Annotated in this window: 18 protein-coding genes; 8 read left to right on the top strand and 10 right to left on the bottom strand. The window is 54.5% G+C overall.

What is annotated here, in order from left to right; translation table 11 throughout:
* Positions 1–113: 113 nt before the first annotated feature.
* From fieF to VH187_RS18820, 3 genes are all read left to right on the top strand, one after another.
* Entirely contained in the window at positions 114–1,028 is a 915-nt protein-coding gene (fieF, locus tag VH187_RS18810) for a CDF family cation-efflux transporter FieF (protein WP_329702978.1), read from the top strand.
* Between the two features lie 173 nt (positions 1,029–1,201).
* Entirely contained in the window at positions 1,202–2,164 is a 963-nt protein-coding gene (pfkA, locus tag VH187_RS18815; RefSeq protein WP_329702979.1) for a 6-phosphofructokinase, read from the top strand.
* A gap of 175 nt (positions 2,165–2,339) precedes the next feature.
* A complete protein-coding gene (locus tag VH187_RS18820; protein ID WP_329702980.1) occupies positions 2,340–2,843 on the top strand; it encodes a DUF1993 domain-containing protein in 504 nt (167 codons plus the stop codon).
* Between the two features lie 56 nt (positions 2,844–2,899).
* On the opposite strand, the gene rraA is transcribed toward VH187_RS18820, so the two are convergent.
* The 7 genes from rraA to priA form a co-directional block, all read right to left on the bottom strand.
* The gene (gene rraA, locus VH187_RS18825; protein ID WP_329702981.1) at positions 2,900–3,385 is read right to left on the bottom strand and encodes a ribonuclease E activity regulator RraA; all 486 of its coding nucleotides are present in this window, start codon (positions 3,383–3,385) and stop codon (positions 2,900–2,902) included.
* Between the two features lie 92 nt (positions 3,386–3,477).
* Positions 3,478–4,404 (bottom strand): 1,4-dihydroxy-2-naphthoate polyprenyltransferase, encoded by a 927-nt coding sequence (menA, locus tag VH187_RS18830; protein ID WP_329702982.1) that lies wholly within the window; start codon positions 4,402–4,404, stop codon positions 3,478–3,480.
* A 67-nt stretch (positions 4,405–4,471) separates the two neighbouring features.
* Complete coding sequence (gene hslU / locus VH187_RS18835; RefSeq protein ID WP_329702983.1) at positions 4,472–5,806, bottom strand: HslU--HslV peptidase ATPase subunit; 1,335 nt, start codon at positions 5,804–5,806, stop codon at positions 4,472–4,474.
* Positions 5,807–5,815: 9 nt separating this feature from the next.
* Positions 5,816–6,346 carry an ATP-dependent protease subunit HslV gene (hslV, locus tag VH187_RS18840; RefSeq protein WP_049839591.1) on the bottom strand — a complete coding sequence of 177 codons (531 nt, stop codon included), beginning with the start codon at positions 6,344–6,346 and terminating at the stop codon, positions 5,816–5,818.
* Between the two features lie 90 nt (positions 6,347–6,436).
* A complete protein-coding gene (gene ftsN, locus VH187_RS18845; RefSeq protein WP_329702984.1) occupies positions 6,437–7,456 on the bottom strand; it encodes a cell division protein FtsN in 1,020 nt (339 codons plus the stop codon).
* Between the two features lie 93 nt (positions 7,457–7,549).
* A complete protein-coding gene (gene cytR, locus VH187_RS18850; protein ID WP_329702985.1) occupies positions 7,550–8,578 on the bottom strand; it encodes a DNA-binding transcriptional regulator CytR in 1,029 nt (342 codons plus the stop codon).
* A 150-nt stretch (positions 8,579–8,728) separates the two neighbouring features.
* On the bottom strand, positions 8,729–10,927 hold the full coding sequence (priA, locus tag VH187_RS18855) for a primosomal protein N' (RefSeq protein WP_329702986.1): 2,199 nt from the start codon (positions 10,925–10,927) through the stop codon (positions 8,729–8,731).
* A gap of 205 nt (positions 10,928–11,132) precedes the next feature.
* On the opposite strand from priA, the gene rpmE reads away from it, so the two are divergent.
* Positions 11,133–11,345, top strand: a complete 213-nt coding sequence (gene rpmE / locus VH187_RS18860; protein ID WP_329702987.1) for a 50S ribosomal protein L31 — start codon at positions 11,133–11,135, stop codon at positions 11,343–11,345.
* Between the two features lie 48 nt (positions 11,346–11,393).
* Here the strand turns inward: rpmE and metJ are convergent, their stop codons facing one another.
* The gene (metJ, locus tag VH187_RS18865; protein ID WP_072571323.1) at positions 11,394–11,711 is read right to left on the bottom strand and encodes a met regulon transcriptional regulator MetJ; all 318 of its coding nucleotides are present in this window, start codon (positions 11,709–11,711) and stop codon (positions 11,394–11,396) included.
* Between the two features lie 261 nt (positions 11,712–11,972).
* On the opposite strand from metJ, the gene metB reads away from it, so the two are divergent.
* From metB to katG, 4 genes are all read left to right on the top strand, one after another.
* A complete protein-coding gene (gene metB / locus VH187_RS18870; protein WP_329702988.1) occupies positions 11,973–13,133 on the top strand; it encodes a cystathionine gamma-synthase in 1,161 nt (386 codons plus the stop codon).
* 2 nt (positions 13,134–13,135) lie between these two features.
* Complete coding sequence (locus tag VH187_RS18875) at positions 13,136–15,568, top strand: bifunctional aspartate kinase/homoserine dehydrogenase II (RefSeq protein WP_329702989.1); 2,433 nt, start codon at positions 13,136–13,138, stop codon at positions 15,566–15,568.
* Positions 15,569–15,835: 267 nt separating this feature from the next.
* Positions 15,836–16,726: a methylenetetrahydrofolate reductase gene (gene metF, locus VH187_RS18880; RefSeq protein WP_329702990.1), complete on the top strand. Its 891-nt coding sequence runs from the start codon at positions 15,836–15,838 to the stop codon at positions 16,724–16,726.
* Between the two features lie 280 nt (positions 16,727–17,006).
* Positions 17,007–19,196 (top strand): catalase/peroxidase HPI, encoded by a 2,190-nt coding sequence (gene katG / locus VH187_RS18885; RefSeq protein ID WP_329702991.1) that lies wholly within the window; start codon positions 17,007–17,009, stop codon positions 19,194–19,196.
* A 76-nt stretch (positions 19,197–19,272) separates the two neighbouring features.
* On the opposite strand, the gene ppc is transcribed toward katG, so the two are convergent.
* Both ppc and argE read right to left on the bottom strand, forming a co-directional pair.
* Positions 19,273–21,924 carry a phosphoenolpyruvate carboxylase gene (ppc, locus tag VH187_RS18890; RefSeq protein ID WP_329702992.1) on the bottom strand — a complete coding sequence of 884 codons (2,652 nt, stop codon included), beginning with the start codon at positions 21,922–21,924 and terminating at the stop codon, positions 19,273–19,275.
* Between the two features lie 284 nt (positions 21,925–22,208).
* Positions 22,209–23,360, bottom strand: coding sequence for an acetylornithine deacetylase (gene argE, locus VH187_RS18895; protein ID WP_329702993.1), 1,152 nt, complete (start codon positions 23,358–23,360; stop codon positions 22,209–22,211).
* Positions 23,361–23,397: the final 37 nt, after the last annotated feature.

The following is a 23,397-nucleotide window of genomic DNA, read 5'->3' on the forward strand; positions in this document are numbered from 1 at the left end:
GACACCATCCCTGTCTTCCCCCTCATGATGAGGGGGTTTTTTTTACCTTTTTTCCGCCAACTCCCCATTGACACATTCCGCTATACTACCCGCAGAAGAGTGTGGGAGTGCTTATGAATCAAACCTATGGCCGATTGGTCAGCCGGGCGGCAATTGCCGCGACTGCGATGGCATCGGTGTTACTTTTGATCAAAATTTTTGCGTGGTGGTACACCGGGTCCGTCAGTATTCTGGCGGCATTGGTGGATTCATTGGTGGATATCGCCGCCTCGCTGACTAACCTGCTGGTGGTGCGTTATTCGCTGCAACCGGCAGACGAAGAACATACGTTTGGTCACGGTAAAGCGGAATCGCTGGCGGCGCTGGCACAAAGTATGTTTATTTCGGGTTCAGCTCTATTTCTGTTTTTGACCGGCATTCAGCATTTAATTACCCCGGAGCCGATGCGCGAACCGGGCGTTGGCATGGTGGTAACGGTGATTGCGCTCATCAGTACGATGATCCTGGTTACCTTCCAGCGCTGGGTGGTCCGCAAGACGCAAAGCCAGGCCGTGCGCGCTGATATGCTTCATTATCAGTCTGATGTTATGATGAACGGTGCCATTCTGGTTGCGCTGGCGCTGGCATGGTACGGCTGGCATCGCGCTGATGCACTGTTTGCATTGGGGATTGGCATCTATATTTTGTATAGTGCAATACGCATGGGGCATGAAGCCGTGCAGTCGCTGTTAGATCGCGCGCTCCCCGATCAAGAACGTCAGGATATTATCGATATCGTGAGCACCTGGCCGGGTGTGAGCGGTGCGCATGACCTTCGAACGCGGCAGTCAGGGCCGACCCGCTTTATTCAGATTCATTTGGAAATGGAAGATAACTTGCCATTAGTTCAGGCTCATTTGGTGGCTGAACAAGTAGAGCAGGCTCTTTTGCTACGCTTTCCGGGTTCGGATGTCATTATTCATCAGGACCCGTGTTCTGTGGTCCCTATGGGGCGGCAGGGCTTTTTGGACTTTCGTAATTCGTTGTAAAAAGATGGGTCGAATCGGCATGATTTGGATAAATTACCGCCATTTGGCCTGACCTGAATCAATTCAGCACGAAGCACTTGATATACTATTTCTCATATAGTCGATCTCTCCCTGTTGTGGGGGCGCTTCGGGCAACAGAATAATTTTTAGCATTCCTAAGTTCAGAGGTAGTCATGATTAAGAAAATCGGTGTGTTGACAAGCGGCGGCGATGCCCCGGGCATGAACGCAGCCATTCGTGGTGTTGTGCGTGCAGCGCTTTCGGAAGGACTGGAAATTTTTGGTGTTTATGATGGCTACCTCGGTCTGTACGAAGACCGCATGGTTCAACTTGATCGCTATAGCGTTTCCGACATGATTAACCGTGGCGGCACCTTCCTGGGCTCAGCGCGTTTCCCTGAGTTCCGTGAAGAGCACATCCGTGAAGTGGCTATCGAGAACATGAAAAAACGCGGCCTGGACGCGTTAGTGGTTATCGGCGGTGACGGTTCTTATATGGGCGCGAAGCGTCTGACTGAAATGGGCTTCCCCTGCATCGGTCTGCCGGGCACCATTGATAACGACATCAAAGGTACAGACTACACCATCGGTTATTTCACAGCGTTGGGTACTGTGGTTGAAGCAATCGACCGTCTGCGTGATACCTCTTCTTCTCACCAGCGTATTTCCATCGTTGAAGTGATGGGCCGCTATTGTGGCGATCTGACTCTGGCAGCAGCGATTGCTGGCGGCTGTGAGTTCGTGGTGGTTCCAGAAGTGGAATTCAGCCGTGATGACCTGGTAGCTGAAATCAAGGCCGGTATTGCTAAAGGTAAAAAGCACGCGATTGTTGCTATCACCGAACACATGTGTGACATCGACGAGCTGGCGAAATACATCGAAACCGAAACCAAACGCGAAACCCGCGCGACCGTCCTCGGTCACATTCAGCGTGGTGGTTCTCCGGTGCCTTACGACCGTATTCTCGCTTCCCGTATGGGCGCGTATGCGATCGATCTGCTGCTGGAAGGCTTCGGTGGTCGTTGTGTCGGGATCCAGAACGAAAAACTGGTTCATCACGACATCATTGATGCCATCGAAAACATGAAGCGTCCGTTCAAGAACGAGCTGCTGGATTGCGCTAAAAAGCTTTACTAACGCTTTTCCGGACGTGCAAATTCAAAATCCGTCATCCTTTGTGGGGTGACGGATTTTTTGCATTCTTAAGGCCACAATTAGGCGCACAATTCGCGCTACTCTTCGTCACGCCCTACGCTTATGCTCGTGTGAAAACGCATATGCAAATGCACTGCAATCATAAAGGAAACGAGAAATGTCACTGTATAGCGAAACAAAAGCACAGTTCATCCACGGTCTGGTGAGTCTGGATGCGGTTCTTGCGAAAGGATTGGCCTCGGCGAAAGAGAAAGGGCTTGAGGAATCAGCATTACTGGAGGCGAAACTGGCGGAAGATATGTTCCCGCTGAAACAGCAGGTCCAGGTGAGCTGTGATATGGCTAAGCGCGCCATTGCCCGCCTGGCGAACGTTGAAGCCCCGGCAATGGAAGATAACGAGAATAGCTTTGCGCAGCTCCAGGATCGCATCGCCGCAACGGTCGCGTTCCTGAAAAGTGTTGAGGACTCAAAACTGGATGGGGATGACGAGCGCCCAATCATGGTTCAGGCTCGCGAGCATCAACTGCATTTTACTGCCCGTAACTATGTCTTCCAGTTCGCTATCCCTAACTTCTATTTCCACACCACAACGGCCTATGACATTTTGCGCCATGCAGGCGTGCCGCTGGGTAAACGTGACTTCTTAGGCAAGATTCAGTAAGACTGATAAAACAAAAAAGCCTTCTCAATGAGAAGGCTTTTTTAATGGGAACCGTTTTACTCGATGTCGAGAGCATCTTCTGACAGGATAATACCGGTATTGTCGGCGTAGAGATGGTCACCTGAGAAGAAGGTCACGCCGCCGAAATTGACGCGCACGTCGCTTTCGCCAACGCCTTCACCTGCGGCTCCCACCGGAATGGCGGCCATGGCCTGAATGCCAATGTCCAGTTCTTCCAGGTCATCTACCTGACGCACCGCGCCGTAGACCACCAGGCCTTCCCATTCGTTTTGAACCGCCAGACGCGCGAGATCAGCATCGATCAATGCACGGCGTACTGAACCGCCGCCATCCACCAACAGAATGCGGCCACGACCGTTCTGTTCGAGCATATCGTACAGCAGCCCGTTATCCTCGAAACATTTCACCGTGATAATTTGTCCACCAAACGACGACCGTCCACCAAAATTGGAGAACAGCGGTTCAACGACATTGACATCTTCCTGGTAGATGTCGCAAAGCTCGGATGTATCGTATTTCATAGGCTTAACGTTCAGTTGCTGCGAGTGATTTCAGTATATCGCGCTATTCGCATTGTTGGCAAAATCATCAATTGTTAATTGATATTTGTCAGTTAAGCAAACAGGCGGCTCAGCACAATTCCAACCACAAACAAAAGGTTAGTCAGCAGGGCCGCTTTTACCGTGCGTTCCAGCATCGGACGCATATCGACCGGGTCAAGATGACTCATCACAAAGCGTGCCTGTTTGATGAGTAATGGAACGGCAAGAATAAACAGCCAGCCCCAAAGACTGTGCAATGCCAGCAGGTTAAACAGCGCCAGACACAGCGGTGCGCCGATGAGCAGCGCTGTGTGGTAACGGCGTGCGTTAACCGGCCCCAGACGCACAGCGAGCGTGTTCTTGCCGTTTTCGCGGTCGCTGGTGATGTCGCGCAAATTGTTAATGTTCAGTACGGCGGCTGCCAGCAGACCGCAAGCCGTCGCAGGTAAGAACGTCACTGCTTCAAGGGTATGTGCCTGAAGATACCAACTGCCCATTACGCTGAGCCAGCCGAAGAAAATCAGCACCGAAATATCGCCCAGACCGATGTAGCCGTACGGGCGAGTGCCGACGGTATAGGTGATGGCTGCAATGATTGATACGCAGCCCAATACCAGGAAACCGATAAAATCAGCCACCGACTGATAAGCGGTAAACAGCAACGCCAGTCCGGATAAACAAATTAGCGCCACGGTGATGATCAGCGCCCGCTTCATCTGTTCCTGAGTAATGGCGCCTTTTTGCATCCCGCGCAACGGCCCAATACGATCGGGTTTATCGCTGCCTTTGACCGCATCGCCGTAATCGTTCGCCAGATTAGAGAGAATTTGTAGCAGCCCGGCGGTGACTAACGCCAACAGCGCGACCAACGGGTTGAAGTGTCCCTGCCACCAGGCAAGTGCAGTGCCGACAACAATGGCAGAAAATGCCAGGGGCAACGTTTTCGGGCGAAGGCTTTCCAGCCACGCCTGGGTACGACTCAGTGATTGTTCAGTCATTGTTCCAGCCAATAAAAATGGGGGCCAAAAGCCCCCATCAACGGTGATGAAAATGCAATTACCGGGATTATAGGATAAAACGACTCAGATCTTCATCTGCCACTAACGCATCGAGGTGTTTACTCACATATTCTGCGTCAATGGTAAAGGATTCGCCCTGGCGTTCGCTGGCGTCATAGGAAATATCTTCCATCAGACGTTCCAGGACGGTGTGCAGACGACGAGCACCAATGTTCTCGGTGGTTTCGTTGACCTGCCAGGCGGCCTGAGCGATACGTTTGATGCCATCTTCGGTGAAATCGATATTCACGCCTTCCGTACCCATCAATGCTTTGTACTGTACGGTTACAGAAGCGTTTGGCTCAGTCAGAATACGTTCAAAGTCGTGCGTGGTCAGCGCCTGAAGCTCAACGCGAATCGGCAGACGGCCTTGCAGTTCCGGGATCAGATCTGACGGGCTGGCAACCTGGAAAGCGCCGGAGGCGATAAACAGAATGTGATCCGTTTTGACCATGCCGTGCTTGGTGGAAACGGTGCAGCCTTCGACCAGCGGCAGCAAGTCACGCTGAACGCCTTCACGAGAGACATCCGGACCGGAAGAGTTACCGCCGCGTTTACAGATTTTATCGATCTCATCGATAAACACGATGCCGTGTTGCTCAACAGCGTCGATGGCGTCCTGTTTCAGCTCTTCCGGGTTCACCAGTTTCGCCGCTTCTTCTTCAATCAAGAGCTTCATCGCTTCTTTGATTTTCAGCTTGCGCGGTTTTTGCTTCTGGCCGCCCATGTTCTGGAACATAGACTGCAACTGACTGGTCATCTCTTCCATGCCAGGAGGCGCCATGATTTCTACGCCCATTGGCGCAGCAGCAAGATCGATTTCGATTTCTTTATCGTCGAGCAGGCCTTCACGCAGTTTTTTGCGGAATGCCTGACGCGCAGCTGAAGGTTCCTGTGGCGCTTCGGACTGGCCCCAGTTGTTTTTGGCTGGTGGAATGAGCGCGTCGAGAATGCGTTCTTCCGCCATTTCTTCTGCGCGATAACGGTTTTTGTCGATCGACTGCATGCGCACCATTTTGATGGCCGAATCTGTCAGATCGCGAATGATAGAATCAACTTCTTTACCTACATAGCCCACTTCGGTGAACTTCGTCGCTTCCACTTTGATGAACGGCGCATTGGCCAGTTTCGCCAGACGGCGAGCGATTTCAGTTTTGCCGACGCCGGTTGGGCCGATCATCAGAATGTTTTTCGGGGTTACTTCGTGACGCAGCTCTTCGTCGAGCTGCATACGACGCCAGCGGTTACGCAGGGCGATAGCCACAGAACGCTTTGCCGCGTCCTGGCCGATAATGTGTTTGTCGAGTTCGCTGACAATCTCGCGTGGGGTCATTTCAGACATAGGAGATCCTTACGCTTTAGAAGGTAATTCTTCGATGGTGTGGAAATGGTTGGTGTAGATGCAGATATCGCCCGCAATTCCCAACGCTTTTTCCGCAATGTCACGAGCGCCAAGCTCGGTATTTTCCAGCAGCGCACGGGCTGCGGCCTGGGCGTACGGGCCGCCGGAGCCAATGGCAATCAAATCGTTTTCAGGCTGCACCACATCACCGTTACCGGTGATGATGAGCGAGGCATTTTCATCTGCAACAGCCAGCAGCGCTTCAAGCTTGCGCAGCATGCGGTCAGTACGCCAGTCTTTGGCAAGTTCAACCGCGGCTTTCACCAGATGTCCTTGATGCATTTCCAGTTTACGTTCGAACAGTTCAAACAGCGTGAAAGCATCCGCAGTGCCGCCAGCAAAACCAGCGATCACTTTGTCGTTATACAAACGGCGGACTTTTTTCACGTTGCCTTTCATGACGGTGTTGCCAAGCGTGGCCTGACCATCACCGGCAATAACGACATGACCGTTACGGCGAACACTTACTATTGTTGTCACGAGAGGACCCCCTGGGTGTAAAGCAGAATACAGGCCCCGCACATTGTACGGGGCAGAATGCTTTAATAGATGGGGGGCAATTTGGGGGTTTCAACCCCCGGCGGCGAGACGAATACAGTTTGTGTGACCGGCGACCTTCAGGCGGGAGAGGATGCCATCGGCGTTGTCTTTGCCTTTCACCGGGCCAATCACGACACGATTCCAGCCGTTGTTGGTGGTGATACGGGAATCAAAACCTTCAAACGCTAACTGCGCACGAACAGTTTCGGCCTGGTCAGCACCTTTAAACGAACCACACTGTACCATCCAGCGACGTTCGTCTTTCTTCTCTGTGGTCGGTTTTGCTGCTTCTGGCTCGCGCGTTACCGGGGCTGCCTGCTGCGTTTTCGGCTGGCTTGCGGTGGTATGCGATGGCGTTTGCAACAGATCCTGATAAGGCTGTGTTGTTTGCTTCGGCGGCGTCTGGCGCGGTGCTGGGGCCGGTTGGCTCTGCACTGTGCGTGTTTGCTGCGGTTGCTGATAAGGCTGTTCCGCTGGACGAGGCTGCGTGCGTTGCGCCTGGACCGGCTGGGTCTGCGAATACTGCTGCTGTTGGACCTGTTGCTGCGCCTGCTGGGCTTGCTGAACGAGGCGTTGACGTTGCAGCGTCTGCTGGCGTTGTGCCGGTGTTTGTTCGTTCCACGGCACTTCTGTCAGCTGCGTTGGCTGCTGACGCATATCGGCCTGCATTTGCGCTAACAGTTGGCGCTGTTCATCCGTCAGTTCGTTGGCATTTTTCACTTCACCGCCCGCAGACGGTTCGGTTGGCGCACGGACGCCCGGCTGGCGGCTTTCCAGTTCTTTAATGTAGCGCCAGCGCTCTTCCGGCTTCGGCGGCAAACCATTGCCTGTCGCCTGACGGCCCTGTAAGGCTTCGGCTTCTTCTTTCTTGTGATGGGTGATGAAGTACAGGCCACCGATAAAGGCAACCAGCACAGCTGCCGCAATCGCGACCATGGTAGGTGAGACCGCAGGCAAGCTGCTTTGCTTTTTCCGTGAGTTCCGCGGAGGACTCTTTTTGCGCCGCGAAGCAGCAGGCTTGCTGCGGCTTACATAATCTCGTTGTGCCACTATCGTTTCGCTGTATTTATTCGTTCATCAGTCCGCCATGTTACTTAAGCGGCGGGGCTTTGACCAGAAGCGCAAGTCCGAAAGCCGTTTTGATTAAGGCTTATTTTTAGCGGTACTACCGCGAACAACCAGTTCACAGTCAAGCAGGCGTGAACCACTGCTGACATTTTGACCGCTTAACTGATCGAGCAACAGCAGCATCGCTTCGCGACCAATATCAAAACGTGGCTGCGAAACGGTGGTGAGTGGCGGGTCGCAAAACTCGGACAATGAAATGTTATCGAAGCCAATAATCGACAAGTCTTCAGGCACTTTCAGGCCACGCCGTTTTGCCAGCGACAGTGCGCCAAGCGCCATAATGTCACTATGACAGAAGACGGCTGTTGGCGGTTGCGGTAAGGCCAGCAGTTGTTCGAGTGCGTTGGCACCCGCTTCATATGTGAAGTTACCGCGGGCGATGTAATGCGGGTCGACCGTAATACCGCTGCGGCGCAGAGCCTGAACGTAGCCCTGCAAGCGATAATGGCACAGCGGCATTTCTTCCGGCCCGGCGATACAACCGATGCGCTGGTGGCCCAGTTCATGTAAAAAGTTAACCGCGTCAAACGAGGCCGTGAGGTTATCAATGTGAACCGTCGGCAGCTCAAGCTCTGGCGCAAATTCGTTAGCCATGACCATTGGCGGCAAATTCCGTTGCTCTTCAATGCTGGCGTCAAACGGCAGGCGCGAACCCAGCAGCAGCATGCCGTCGATTTGTTTGGTGATGATGAGATCGATGAAAGTTTTTTCCTGCTGATTCTGATGAGCGCAGTCGCCAATCAGCACCAGATACCCCTGCTCGGCAGCGGTAATTTCAATACCCCGGATTATTTCACTAAAGAAAGGATCGCAGATGTCCGGCACTATCACCAGAATGGTCCTCGACTCGTTGCGTTTGGAGTTACGCCCCAGAGCCTGAGGATAATACCCCACATCTAAAGCGGCTTTTTCCACCTTATTACGTGTGGACTGCGACACTTTGTCGGGGTTCATCAATGCCCGGGAAACGGTTGCCGTTGAGACATTCGCTTTCTGGGCCACATCCTTCATGGTTGCCGAAACAACCTCTTTTTTGGACTTCACCTGGGTTCTCCTCGCTTACGGGGGCAGAGACTTCCGCTGTCTCTGACAACAGTCTCTTTTTTATCAGAGAGTAAGTCCGGGGAGTTACACAAATTTCATGAAAATTGTGACGGATGCTAAATTTTTCGATCTGCCTCGCAGCTCAAGGGGTTAGCCTTCGATCGGGTCAACGTCCAGCACCCATTTCACTTTGCGTGAAGCAGGGAGGGTGTTAATCAGCGCCATCGCACCGCCAACGATGTGCTGCAAACGCAGGCGGGACGGGTGTTGCAGCACAATCTGCCAGCGCCAGCGGCCACCACGTTTAGGCGCAAGCGCAGGGACCGGGCCGAGCAGCCACAGTTTGTCATCGGCCAGTGGACTCGCCTGAATCAGGTTTCGCAACTGCTGGAGAAACAGCGGTGCTTGCTGATTATCGTGATCTTCGGCACGGATCAGCACATGGCTGGTCCACGGCGGGAGCTGTAGCGTTTGACGCTCCGCCAGCGCCTGTTGGGCAAAGGCGTCGTAACCTTGATGCAGCAGGGTTTGCAGCAGCGGATGTTCCGGGTGATGCGTTTGCAGGATCACTTCGCCCTGTTTTCCTGCGCGACCCGCACGACCGGAAACCTGGGTATAGAGCTGCGCAAAACGCTCGGCGGAACGGAAATCTGCCGAGAATAGCGCACCGTCCACATCCAGCAGTGCAACCAGCGTCACATCCGGGAAATGGTGGCCTTTCGCCAACATCTGGGTGCCGATGAGAATTCTCGCGCCGCCGCGATGCACTTCTGCCAGGTATTGTTCCAGCGCGCCTTTGCGGCTGGTGGTGTCACGGTCGATACGCGAAATGGGCACATTGGCAAACAGCGGGGCCAGCACTTCTTCAAGCTGTTCAGTCCCTAAACCAACAGGCACCAGATGGGTTGAACCGCAGGACGGGCACTGACGCGGGATCGGTCGCTGGCTGTCGCAGTGATGGCAACGCAAATGACGATGGCCCTGATGCAGCGTGTAGTAACTGTCGCAGCGCGGGCATTCTGCTATCCAGCCGCATTCGTGGCACAACAGCGTCGGGGCGTAACCGCGACGGTTGAGGAACAAAATGACCTGATTATCGGCCTGTAAATGCTGACGCATACGGCTGATCAGCGCCGGAGAAAGCCCCGCCTGCAGTTGCTGACTTTTCAAATCCAGCACATGCTGATTCGCCAGACGCGCATTACCGGCGCGTTTCGTCAGCTTTAGCTGATGATATTTTCCCTGGCGAACGTTGTGTAACGTTTCCAGTGCGGGGGTCGCGGAGCCGAGGATGATCGGAATTTGCTCATTATGCGCACGCCAGACCGCTAAATCACGGGCGTGATAGCGCCAGCCTTCCTGCTGTTTATAGGAACTGTCGTGTTCTTCGTCGATGACGATCACGCCGAGATTTTTAAAAGGTGTAAATAAGGAAGAGCGCGTGCCAATCACGATCCCGGCTTCGCCATTTTTGGCTTTCAACCAGGCAGAAAGCCGTTCGCTGTCGTTCAGTGCCGAGTGAAGCACTTCGACGGGCGCGTTAAAACGTTCGCGGAAGCGGGCGATAGTCTGCGGCGTGAGGCCGATTTCCGGCACCATCACCAGCGCCTGCTTACCCTGAGCCAGTACGTTTTCCAGCACGCTCAAGTACACTTCTGTTTTACCGGAACCCGTGATGCCTGCCAGCAGCCAGGCCGAGAAGGTATCCGACGAGCTGTGAATGGCGCCCACAGCGGTGGCCTGCTCGGTATTCAAACGCAAGCGTTCACCCGTGACCGCATAACCGTTGCGCCAGTCGCCGATTGCAGGCGCTTCGCTTGCCAGATCGCAGTAACCTTTTTTGCGTAAGCCCTGTAACGCCGCGTCGTTAAATTCCAAATCGGCGACCTGATGACGCCAGATTTTCCCCTGCCGCAGTGCGGCCAAAGCCTGCTGCTGTTTAGCGGAACGCTTGAGCGTCTGGATATCTACTGCCTGACCCTGTTCCGTTACAAACCAGTACCACAGTGGCGCGGCGCTGGCGGGTTTCCCCTGACGCAGCAGAATCGGCAGCGCGTGGAACAACACATCGCCAATCGGGTGATGATAATACTCCGCCGCCCATTGCAGCATGCGCCAGACGGCGGGCGAGTAAACCGGCTCGGTATCCAGCACTTCAAGCACGCTTTTCAGGTTGTCGAGCGGCAGTTCGCTGTCATCGCTGACTGACACCACAATACCCACGCGCTCCTGCTGTTTACCAAACGGCACGCGCACGCGACACCCGGCCTGAGCACTGACGCCCTCGGGCAGCAGATAGTCAAACGTGCGGGGAAGCGGAACGGGCAGGGCAACGTGTGCGACGGGCATCGAATCTTCCTGACTTGAAAAGGAGCGCGTTAGTATACACATTACACTAAGGAGACGAGCGGAAGGATTGCAACCCCTGGTTAAATTCTGTATGATTCGCCGCCTTTGGTGCACATAAGTGATACCAAAAGACCTATACTATTAACTTCGCGTGGTGTCTGGCGTTAGGGCTGGAAGAGCGACGCGGCCTTCACTGAGGTTTCCCATGAAAAAAGGTATTCACCCAAATTACGCAGAAGTTACTGCAAACTGTTCTTGCGGTAACGTAATGACCATCCGTTCTACCGTTGGTCATTCTCTGAACCTGGACGTGTGCGGCAAATGCCACCCGTTCTACACTGGCAAGCAGCGTGATGTTGCTACCGGTGGCCGTGTTGACCGCTTCAACAAGCGTTTCAGCATCCCGGGCGCTAAATAAGCGAACCGAAAAAAAGGCGCCGAAAGGCGCCTTTTTTGTATCTGAAAATCAGTATTCCCACGTATCCGGGTCGATTCCCAGTTCACGCATAATAATCTTCGCCGCTTCCGGGATCTCATCGCTGCGCTCTTTACGCAGGTCTTCATCATTCGGCAGCGGTTGACCGGTAAACGCATGCAGGAATGCTTCACACAGCAGTTCGCTGTTGGTGGCGTGGCGCAGGTTGTTCACCTGGCGACGGGTGCGTTCGTCGGTGAGGATCTTCAAGACCTTCAGCGGAATGGACACCGTAATTTTTTTGACCTGCTCACTCTTCTTACCGTGCTCAGCGTAGGGGCTGATATATTCGCCGCTCCATTCAGCCATGAGACTCTCATCCTCTAATCATTAATAAAAGGCCTGAGCGCTCGCCCGGACCATAATTCCGCACAGTTTACCTGAGAGGTGTGACCATGACACCAGCAAAGCCTCTGTGGATGTGCGCTAATGCATATAATTTTAACGGCTATTTCGCGATAGCTCAATCTATACGCAAAGAAGTTTAGATGTCCAGATGTATTGACGTCTATCTTGCCAATGGGTAATCTGAGGCCTGACTTTCACCGATGAAGCCAGGAACGATTCACTATGACGCGTAAACCAGCCACTATCGCAGTGCGTAGCGGGTTAAATGATGACGAGCAATATGGCTGCGTTGTCCCCCCGATCCACCTTTCCAGTACTTACAATTTCACCGGATTTAACGAGCCTCGCGCTCATGACTACTCCCGTCGCGGTAACCCGACGCGTGACGTCGTACAGCGCGCACTCGCGGAACTGGAAGGCGGTGCAGGTGCCGTTCTGACGAATACCGGGATGTCGGCTATCCATCTGGTGACCACTGTTTTCCTGAAGCCCGGCGATTTGCTGGTGGCCCCACACGATTGTTACGGCGGCAGCTACCGTTTGTTCGACAGCCTCGCTAAACGCGGCTGTTATCGCGTGCTGTTTGTCGATCAAGGCGACGAGCAAGCGTTGAAAGCGGCGCTGGCGGAAAAACCAAAGCTGGTGCTTATCGAAAGCCCAAGTAACCCGCTGTTACGCGTGGTGGATATTGCAAAAATCTGTGAGCTTGCCCGTGCGGCAGGCGCGGTGAGCGTCGTCGATAACACCTTCCTGAGCCCTGCGTTGCAAAACCCGCTGGCGTTGGGGGCCGATCTGGTTCTGCATTCCTGTACCAAATACCTCAACGGTCACTCCGATGTGGTGGCAGGCGTAGTGATTGCGAAAGATCAGGATACCGTCACCGAACTGGCATGGTGGGCGAATAATATCGGCGTCACCGGTAGCGCATTCGACAGCTATTTGCTGCTGCGTGGTCTGCGTACACTTTCGCCGCGAATGGAAGTGGCACAGCGCAACGCCAACGCAATTGTTGAGTTCCTGAAGCAGCAACCGCTGGTGAAAAAGCTGTATCATCCTTCTCTGCCGGAAAATCAGGGCCATGAGATCGCTTCCCGCCAGCAGAAAGGGTTTGGCGCGATGCTCAGTTTTGAACTGGACGGCGATGAAAGCACACTGCGTCGTTTCCTGAGCGGGTTGTCACTGTTCACGCTGGCGGAGTCGTTAGGCGGCGTGGAAAGCCTGATTTCCCACGCGGCGACCATGACTCATGCGGGTATGGCACCAGAAGCCCGTGCGGCGGCTGGCATTTCGGAAACGCTGCTGCGTATTTCGGCGGGTATTGAAGACAGTGAAGATTTAATTGCGGACCTGGAAAATGGGTTCCGGGCAGCAAACGAGGAATAAAAATGAGTGTGATAGCGCAGGCAGGGGCGAAAGGTCGTCAACTGCACAAGTTTGGTGGCAGTAGTCTGGCGGATGTGAAATGTTACCTGCGCGTGGCAGGGATTATGGCTGAGCACTCGCAGCCAGAAGACATGATGGTCGTTTCAGCCGCAGGCAGCACCACCAACCAGCTTATCAGCTGGCTGAAACTCAGCCAGACCGATAGGCTCTCTGCGCATCAGGTTCAGCAGGCGCTGCGCCGTTATCAGATTGAGCTGATGACCGGTTTACTGCCTGCGGACGTGGCCGACAGCATGATCGCCGAATTTATTCATGATCTTGAACGTCTGGCTGCACTCCTCGACGGCGGTATCAACGACGCGGTGTACGCCGAAGTGGTGGGCCACGGTGAAGTGTGGTCTGCGCGTTTGATGGCCGCCGTCTTGCAACAACAAGGTCTGGATGCCGCATGGCTCGATGCTCGCACATTTTTGCGTGCCGAATTTGCGCCCCAACCGCAGGTCGATGAAGGCCTCTCTTTCCCGCTGCTTCAGCAATTGCTGGCGCAGCATCCAAACAAACGTCTGGTGGTCACTGGATTTATCAGTCGCGACAATGCAGGCCATACGGTGCTCCTGGGCCGTAACGGTTCTGACTATTCAGCCACGCAGATTGGTGCGTTGGCAGGCGTTTCGCGTGTCACTATCTGGAGCGACGTTGCAGGCGTTTACAGCGCCGATCCGCGCAAAGTAAAAGATGCGTGTCTGCTGCCGCTGTTGCGTCTCGACGAAGCCAGCGAACTGGCGCGTCTGGCGGCTCCGGTCCTGCATACCCGCACGCTGCAACCCGTTTCCGGCAGCGATATCGATCTACAGTTGCGTTGCAGTTACACGCCGGATCAAGGCTCAACACGCATCGAACGCGTGCTGGCGTCGGGGACTGGTGCGCGGATTGTCACCAGTCATGATGACGTCTGCCTGATTGAATTTCAGGTGCCTGCGGGACAAGATTTCAAACTGGCGCACAAAGAAATCGATCTGGTTCTTAAGCGCACACAGGTGCGTCCACTCGCCGTCGGCGTGCATACCGATCGCCATCTGCTGCAATTTTGTTATACCGCCGAAGTGGCCGACAGCGCACTGAAACTGCTGGATGAAGCGGGCTTGCCTGGCGAATTGCGTCTGCGTCAGGGCCTGGCACTGATCGCGATGGTGGGAGCGGGCGTCACTCGTAACCCATTACATTGCCATCGTTTCTGGCAACAACTGAAAGGCCAGCCGGTCGAATTTACCTGGCAGTCGGAAGAGGGCATCAGTCTGGTGGCGGTACTGCGGACCGGTCCGACCGAAAGCCTGATTCAGGGTCTGCATCAGTCGCTGTTCCGTGCGGAAAAACGCATTGGCCTGGTGTTATTTGGCAAGGGCAATATCGGCTCCCGCTGGCTGGAGTTGTTTGCTCGCGAGCAAAGCACGCTCTCAGCACGTACCGGATTTGAATTTGTTCTGGCAGGCGTGGTGGACAGTCGTCGCAGCCTGCTGAATTACGAAGGACTGGATGCAAGTCGTGCGCTCGCTTTCTTTAATGATGAAGCGGTGGAGCAAGACGAGGAATCGCTATTCCTGTGGATGCGTGCGCACCCCTACGATGATTTAGTGGTACTGGATGTCACTGCCAGTGAGCAGTTGGCCGATCAGTATCTGGATTTCGCCAGCCACGGTTTCCACGTGATCAGCGCCAATAAACTCGCCGGGGCCAGCACCAGCGACAAATACCGCCAGATCCATGACGCATTTGAGAAAACGGGCCGTCACTGGTTGTATAACGCGACCGTCGGCGCGGGTCTACCGGTGAACCACACCGTGCGCGATCTGCGTGATAGCGGCGACTCGATTCTGTCTATCAGCGGTATTTTCTCTGGCACGCTCTCGTGGCTGTTCCTGCAATTTGACGGCACCGTGCCGTTTACCGAGCTGGTGGATCAGGCGTGGCAGCAAGGGTTGACCGAACCCGACCCGCGCGTCGACCTTTCCGGGAAAGACGTCATGCGTAAGCTGGTGATCCTCGCTCGTGAAGCGGGTTATGACATCGAACCCGATCAGGTACGTGTGGAATCGCTGGTGCCTTCGCATTGCGAAGAAGGGTCTATCGATCACTTCTTTGAGAGCGGTGACGAGCTGAACGAACAGATGATTCAGCGTCTGGAAGCCGCGCGCGAAATGGGTCTGGTGCTGCGTTATGTGGCACGATTTGATGCCAACGGCAAGGCACGAGTCGGCGTCGAAGCCGTACGTCAGGAGCATCCACTCGCGGCGCTATTGCCGTGCGATAACGTCTTTGCCATCGAAAGCCGCTGGTATCGCGATAATCCGTTGGTGATCCGTGGCCCGGGTGCTGGTCGTGATGTCACCGCAGGTGCCATTCAGTCGGACATCAACCGTCTGGCTCAACTGCTGTAGTTGTTTTGCGCCGGGGCCTACAGGGGAGCGTAGGCCCGTGCAAACGCAGTGCCGCCGGGCGGTGGTGTGAAAGAAGCTAAACGCCGTACCCCGTCTACCGCCTCTCTACATGAATTATTTTCACCTTCGCTGAACAATCCTCACACTCTGTACGTTATTTTTAGTTGACGGCTCGCCGCTTTTCAGTCATTTTTGACTTCTGGACGTCTAAACGTATAGATGCTCATAACACAACAACATAACGATAAGCGATTGAAGAGGTAAGGTATGAGCTTTTTTCACGCCAACCAGCGGGAAGCCCTGAATCAGAGTCTGGCCGAAGTACAGGGTCAGATTAACGTTTCCTTCGAATTTTTCCCGCCGCGCACCAGTGAAATGGAGCAAACCCTGTGGGCCTCTATCGACCGTCTGAGCAGCCTGAAACCGAAGTTTGTGTCCGTGACCTACGGTGCGAACTCGGGCGAACGCGACCGCACGCACAGCATCATTAAAGGCATTAAGGATCGCACCGGACTTGAAGCCGCGCCGCATCTGACCTGTATTGATGCCAGCCGCGACGAACTGCGTGCTATCGCGCAAGATTACTGGAATAACGGCATTCGTCACATTGTCGCCCTGCGCGGCGACCTGCCGCCGGGCAGCGGTAAACCAGATATGTATGCGGCGGATTTAGTCGGCCTGCTTAAAGACGTCGGTGATTTTGATATATCTGTCGCGGCTTACCCGGAAGTGCATCCGGAAGCGAAAAGCGCCCAGGCCGACTTGCTCAACCTGAAACGCAAAGTCGATGCCGGAGCCAACCGTGCCATCACCCAATTTTTCTTTGATGTCGAAAGCTATCTGCGTTTTCGCGATCGTTGTGCCTCGACCGGTATCGACGTTGAAATCATTCCGGGTATTTTACCGGTGTCGAACTTCAAACAGGCGAAGAAATTTGCTGACATGACCAACGTGCGCATCCCAACCTGGATGGCGAAAATGTTTGAAGGGCTGGACGATGATGCGGAAACCCGCAAGCTGGTCGGCGCGAACATCGCGATGGACATGGTGAAAATCCTCAGCCGCGAAGGCGTGAAAGATTTCCACTTCTACACCCTGAACCGCGCCGAAATGAGCTATGCCATTTGCCACACTCTGGGCGTTCGCCCGGCGGTGTAACTGATTTGGCCCTCGGTTGAGGGCCTTGTTCTTTGCTGTATCCCTCTGTTCTCTCTGCTTATCTTCCTTTTTTATCCGAGTGTCTTTGCTACGCACTATTCCTCATATTATTGAGGGATATTGTTGAAATTTTACGGAGCCATCGACATTTCTTTGAGAAACTTTTGTTATCTTGTTCATAACCAGAAGGAAATAACTATCAAATCTGTAGATTTTTTCATCTATAACTTATCTGCAGAGCTGTATATCTTGGTTTGAAAATACGAAAGGGAGCAGGAAGATGAGCACAAACGAAAACGATCATAATACGTTGTCAGCCGCAAGCGGAGGGAAGTGTCCATTCCATCAAAGCGGTCATGATGAAAGTGCCGGGGCAGGCACGAGCACTCGTGACTGGTGGCCTAAGCAACTCCGTGTAGACCTCCTCAATCAGCACTCCAACCGCTCTAACCCGCTGGGGGAAGAGTTTGATTACCGCAAAGAATTCAGTAAATTAGATTACTCCGCACTGAAAGGCGACCTCAAAGCCTTACTCACCGACTCTCAACCGTGGTGGCCTGCCGACTGGGGCAGCTACGCGGGCCTGTTTATCCGTATGGCATGGCACGGCGCGGGCACTTACCGCTCTGTTGATGGTCGTGGCGGCGCGGGTCGTGGTCAGCAGCGTTTTGCGCCGCTGAACTCCTGGCCGGATAACGTTAGCCTCGATAAAGCGCGTCGTCTGCTGTGGCCTATCAAACAGAAATACGGCCAGAAAATTTCCTGGGCTGACCTGTTTATCCTCGCCGGGAACGTGGCGCTGGAGAACTCCGGCTTCCGTACCTTTGGTTTTGGTGCCGGACGTGAAGACGTTTGGGAACCGGACCTCGACGTAAACTGGGGCGATGAAAAAGCCTGGCTGGAACACCGTGATCCGGAAGCACTGGCGAAACGCCCGCTGGCGGCCACGGAAATGGGCCTGATTTACGTGAACCCGGAAGGGCCAAACGCCAGCGGTGAACCGCTGTCTGCGGCATCAGCCATTCGCGCGACGTTCGGCAATATGGGCATGAACGACGAAGAAACTGTCGCGCTTATTGCTGGTGGTCATACTCTCGGTAAAACACACGGTGCGGCATCGGCAAGCAATGTTGGTGTCGATCCAGAAGCGGCCCCGATTGAATCACAAGGCCTGGGTTGGACCAACAGCCATGGGAGCGGTGTCGGTGCGGATGCCATCACTTCTGGTCTGGAAGTGGTCTGGACGCAAACCCCGACGCAATGGAGCAACTATTTCTTCGAGAACTTGTTCAAATACGAGTGGGTACAGACTCGCAGCCCGGCGGGTGCGATTCAGTTTGAAGCTGTGGATGCACCGGACATCATTCCTGATCCATTCGATCCGTCGAAGAAACGTAAACCGACCATGTTGGTTACCGATCTGACGCTGCGTTTCGATCCGGAATTCGAGAGAATTTCTCGTCGTTTCCTCAACGATCCGCAATCTTTCAACGAAGCCTTTGCGCGTGCATGGTACAAACTGACTCACCGCGATATGGGGCCAAAAGCGCGCTATATCGGACCGGAAGTGCCGAAAGAAGATCTGATCTGGCAGGATCCGTTGCCAAAAGCAACGCTGAATCCAACGCCGGCAGATATTGATCACCTGAAAGCCGAAATTGCCCGTTCTGGCCTGTCCGTCAGTGAACTGGTTTCGGTGGCATGGGCATCGGCATCGACTTTCCGTGGTGGCGATAAGCGTGGCGGTGCGAACGGTGCGCGTCTGGCACTGGCGCCTCAGCGCAATTGGGATGTGAACGCCGTCGCGGCTAAAGCATTACCAACCCTTGAAGCCATTCAGAAAGCGTCAGGTAAAGCTTCACTGGCCGATATCATCGTGCTGGCAGGCATCGTGGGTGTTGAACAGGCTGCAGAAGCGGCGGGTGTCAGCGTGCGTGTGCCGTTCATTCCAGGACGTGTGGATGCGAGCCAGGATCAGACTGATGTGGAGATGTTCAATCTGATGGAGCCTGCGGCTGACGGTTTCCGTAATTACCGCGCTCGTCTGGATGCGGCAACCACGGAATCGCTGCTTATCGATAAAGCTCAGCAGCTGACGCTGACCGCACCGGAACTGACTGTGCTGGTGGGGGGGTTACGTGCACTGGGTGCAAACTTTGATGGCGGGAAAGCGGGCGTGTTCACTGAACGTCTGGGCGTACTCAGTAACGATTTCTTCGTGAATCTGCTGGATATGGGCAACGAGTGGAAAGCGACCGACGAATCTGCCGAGTTGTTTGAAGGCCGTTGCCGTCAGAGCGGTGAGGTGGAGCACACGGCGACCCGCGCCGATCTGGTGTTCGGTTCTAACGCGGTACTGCGTGCGCTGGCGGAAGTGTATGCCAGCAGCGATGCCAAAGAGAAGTTTGTGAAAGACTTCGTCGCGGCATGGGTGAAAGTGATGAATCTGGATCGCTTCGACCTGCAGTAATTTCTGCTTCGCGATAAAAAAATCCCCGCTGAATAATCGCGGGGATTTTTGTTTGTGCAGCCCGGTGAGACTACGCTTAACCGGTGTTACGCATACCCGCCGCAACACCCGCGATGGTCACCATCAGCGCTTGTTCAACGCGTGGATCCGGCTCTTTGCCTTCTTCTTCTGCCAGACGTGAACGGTGCAACAGTTCGGCCTGCAACACGTTCAGCGGGTCGGTGTAGACGTTACGCAACTGAATCGACTCGGCAATCCACGGCAGATCCGCCATCAGATGGGAGTCGTTGGCAATATCCAGCACCACTTTGATATCCGCTTCCAGCTGCGTGCGCAGTTCAGTACCCAACGGCCATAGCTCTTTTGCCACCAGACGCTGATCGTAGTATTCCGCCAGCCAAAGGTCGGCTTTAGCAAACACCATTTCCAGCATCCCGAGGCGCGTGGAGAAGAACGGCCAGTCGCGGCACATGGTTTCCAGTTCGCTCTGTTTGCCGTCTTCCACCACTTTTTGCAGCGCCGCACCGGCACCGAGCCAGGCTGGCAGCATCAGACGGTTTTGCGTCCAGGCGAAGATCCACGGGATCGCGCGCAGAGATTCCACGCCGCCGGTCGGGCGACGCTTAGCCGGACGCGAGCCCAGCGGCAGCTTACCGAGTTCCTGTTCAGGCGTTGCTGAACGGAAGTACGGCACGAAATCTTTATTTTCACGCACATAGCCGCGATACATGTCGCAAGAGATGTCCGACAGCTCAGCCATGATGTGACGCCACTCCGGCTTCGGTTCCGGCGGCGGCAGCAGGTTCGCTTCCAGAATCGCGCTGGTGTACAGCGACAGGCTGCTGATGGTCACTTCCGGCAGACCGTATTTAAAGCGGATCATCTCGCCCTGTTCGGTCACGCGCAGACCGCCTTTCAGGCTGCCTGGTGGTTGTGAGAGCAGAGCGGCATGCGCTGGCGCACCGCCACGACCGATAGAACCGCCGCGACCGTGGAACAGAGTCAGCTCGATACCCGCTTTCTCACAGGTTTTGATTAATGCGTCCTGCGCTTGATATTGCGCCCAGGAGGCGGCCATCACGCCCGCGTCTTTCGCGGAGTCGGAATAGCCAATCATCACCATCTGTTTGCCCTGAATGAAGCCGCGATACCAGTCGATGTTCAGCAATTGCGTCATCACATCGTCGGCATTATTGAGGTCATCAAGGGTTTCGAACAGTGGCGCGACCGGCAGCGCAAAACCGATCCCGGCTTCTTTCAGCAGCAGATGTACGGCCAGCACGTCGGACGGTGTTTTTGCCATCGAGATAACGTAGGCGGCAACCGAACCTTTCGGCGCTTCGGCAATGACTTTGCAGGTGTCGAGCACTTCGCGGGTTTCTTCGCTCGGCTCCCACTGGCGTGGCAGCAGCGGACGCTTGGAATTCAGTTCACGGATCAGGAACGCCTGTTTGTCGGCTTCTGACCAGCTTTCGTAGTCGCCGATGCCGAGATAGCGGGTCAGTTCGCCCAGCGCTTCGGTATGACGGGTACTTTCCTGACGCACATCGATGCGCACCAGCGGCACGCCGAAACACTTCACGCGGCGCAGGGTGTCGAGCAGCTCACCGTTGGCGATGATGCCCATGCCACAGGCTTGCAGAGATTTGTAGCAGGCGTACAGCGGTTCCCACAGTTGTTTGTTTTGCGTCAACAGGCCCGCTGGTTTCGGCAGTCTTTCACCTTTCAGGCGGGCTTCAAGCCATGCTTGAGTCGCCATCAGTTGGCTGCGCAGGGTTTTCAGCAGATAACGGTAAGGCTCGGCTGCGCCCGCTTCGCCCACGTATTCACGCAGTTCGTCGGTGCATTCCACCATCGACAGTTCTGAGATCAGCAACTGCACGTCTTTCAGGAATAGATCGGTGGCTTTCCAGCGACCGAGCAGCAGCACGGTGCGGGTGATGTCAGAGGTGACGTTCGGGTTGCCATCGCGGTCACCGCCCATCCAGGAGGTGAAGCGAACCGGTACGAAATCGACTGGAAGCTGATAGCCGAGGTTCTCTTCCAGTTGTTCGTTCAGTTCGCGCAGGTAATTCGGCACGCCTTCCCACAGGCTATTTTCGACGACCGCAAAGCCCCATTTGGCTTCATCCACCGGGCTTGGGCGATGCTTACGAATTTCATCGGTGTGCCAGGACTGTGCAATCAGCTGGCGCAGACGGCGCATCAACTGGTGCTGTTCGTAGTCGGCGATCTCTTTGTTATCCAACTGCTTAAGACAGTTGTTCACTTCCACCATTTTGTGGATCAGCGTCCGACGAGTAATTTCAGTCGGATGCGCGGTGAGCACCAGTTCCAGCGACAGCGCTTCGACCGCTTTTTTAATGGTCGCTTCGTTCAGGTTGGGCTGATCTTTGAGTTTGCGCAGGGTGCGGGCAATCACTTCCGGGTTGCTGGCCGCTTCGCCATTCGGCGAAATGCTGTGATATTGCTCGGCGGTATTCGCCAGATTCAGAAACTGGCTGAACGCGCGGGCGACCGGCAGCAGTTCATCATTGGACAGATTTTGTAACGTGGTAAGCAGCTCCTGGCGATTGGCTTCATTGCCCGCTCGGGAGGATTTTGACAACTTACGAATGGTTTCAACGCGATCAAGAATGTTCTCGCCAAGGGCATCCTTGATGGTTTCCCCTAACACCTTACCGAGCATACTGACATTACTACGCAAAGCGGAATATTGTTCGTTCATTACCCCAGACACCCCATCTCATTTATGTATGTCGCTGGATTTCGCACAACCGCAAGACTACCGCTGGCAGCCGGTCAAAATCGTTTGGACATGATATTCGGTATTTTCTCGTCTTCACTTTATAAAGCCACGTAAAAACCCCTACGTCAATTGTTGCGAAATCGCTTCAGCAAACGAAGAATTGGCAGAAATTTGCCAAACTTAACTCTGTGGCAGTGAGATAAGCGTTGCTTATGGAATTGTGAGGAGGATCACCCTCTCATGCGGAGAGGGTGACGGCAGAATTAATGCCAGCAAAAGTGGTGAACAACCTGAGTAATCAGCTCGCGTGTTGGCTTAATGAAGCGCGTTTCGAGGTATTCATCTGGTTGATGCGCCTGATTGATAGAGCCAGGGCCGAGCACCAGCGTTGGGCACAAGGTTTGAATGTAAGGCGCTTCGGTGCAGTAGTTCACCACTTCGGTTTGCGTACCGAGCAGTTTTTCTACCACCTGAACCAGCTGGTGGTCTGGCGGGCAGGCATAACCTGGAATCGGTGGATGCAATTCAGAAACAGTTAGGCGGCCCGGCCATTTCTCACTGACCGGTGCGAGTGCTTCATTCAGCAAGCCGTTGAGATCGTCGAGCGTCATACCCGGTAACGGACGAATATCCATATGCAGTTCACAACAGGCACAAATGCGGTTCGACGCGTCGCCGCCATGAATGGCGCCAAGGTTCAGCGTTGGGTACGGCACGGCGAATGCGTCGTAGTGATAGCGTTCTTTTAGCGAGTCACGCAATTGCATAATCCGGCCAATCGCGTCATGCATCAGTTCGATGGCATTCACGCCGCGATCGGGATCGCTGGAGTGACCGGATTGCCCAAGTACGCGAATGGCGTTGGAAATGTGGCCTTTATGGGCGCGCACGGGTTGCAACGACGTGGGCTCGCCGATGATCGCGCAGTCCGGGCGTAGCGACGTGGATTCCGAGAAATAGCGTGCGCCCGCCATGCTGGTTTCTTCGTCAGCCGTCGCGAGAATGTAGAGTGGCTTTTTCAACTGCGTGACATCCACATCCCGTAGCGCATCGAGAATAAAGGCGAAGAAACCTTTCATGTCGGCGGTGCCGAGGCCGTACAGCTTGTTGTCGTGCTCGGTCAGCGTGAACGGGTCGCGTGTCCAGCGACCATCATCGAACGGCACGGTATCGGTGTGACCGGTCAGTAATAGCCCGCCAGCGCCTTGTCCGGCGCTGGCGAGCATATTGAATTTATTGCGCGTTCCTGGAACGGGCTGAATTTCGACTTTAAAGCCGAGAGTGGCGAACCAATCCGCCAGCAGATTGATTAAACCTTGATTACTCTGATCGAGGGATTCTTCGGTGGCGCTGATGGACGGTGTGGCGATCAATGCGCGGTAAATCTCGATAAATGGCGGTAAATTGTTTTTCATTGTTGACACACCTTAGGTCGTGATAGTATCAATATTC

The sequence above is a fragment of the Scandinavium sp. genome, from assembly GCF_036271055.1.
Taxonomy (GTDB): Bacteria; Pseudomonadota; Gammaproteobacteria; order Enterobacterales; family Enterobacteriaceae; genus Scandinavium.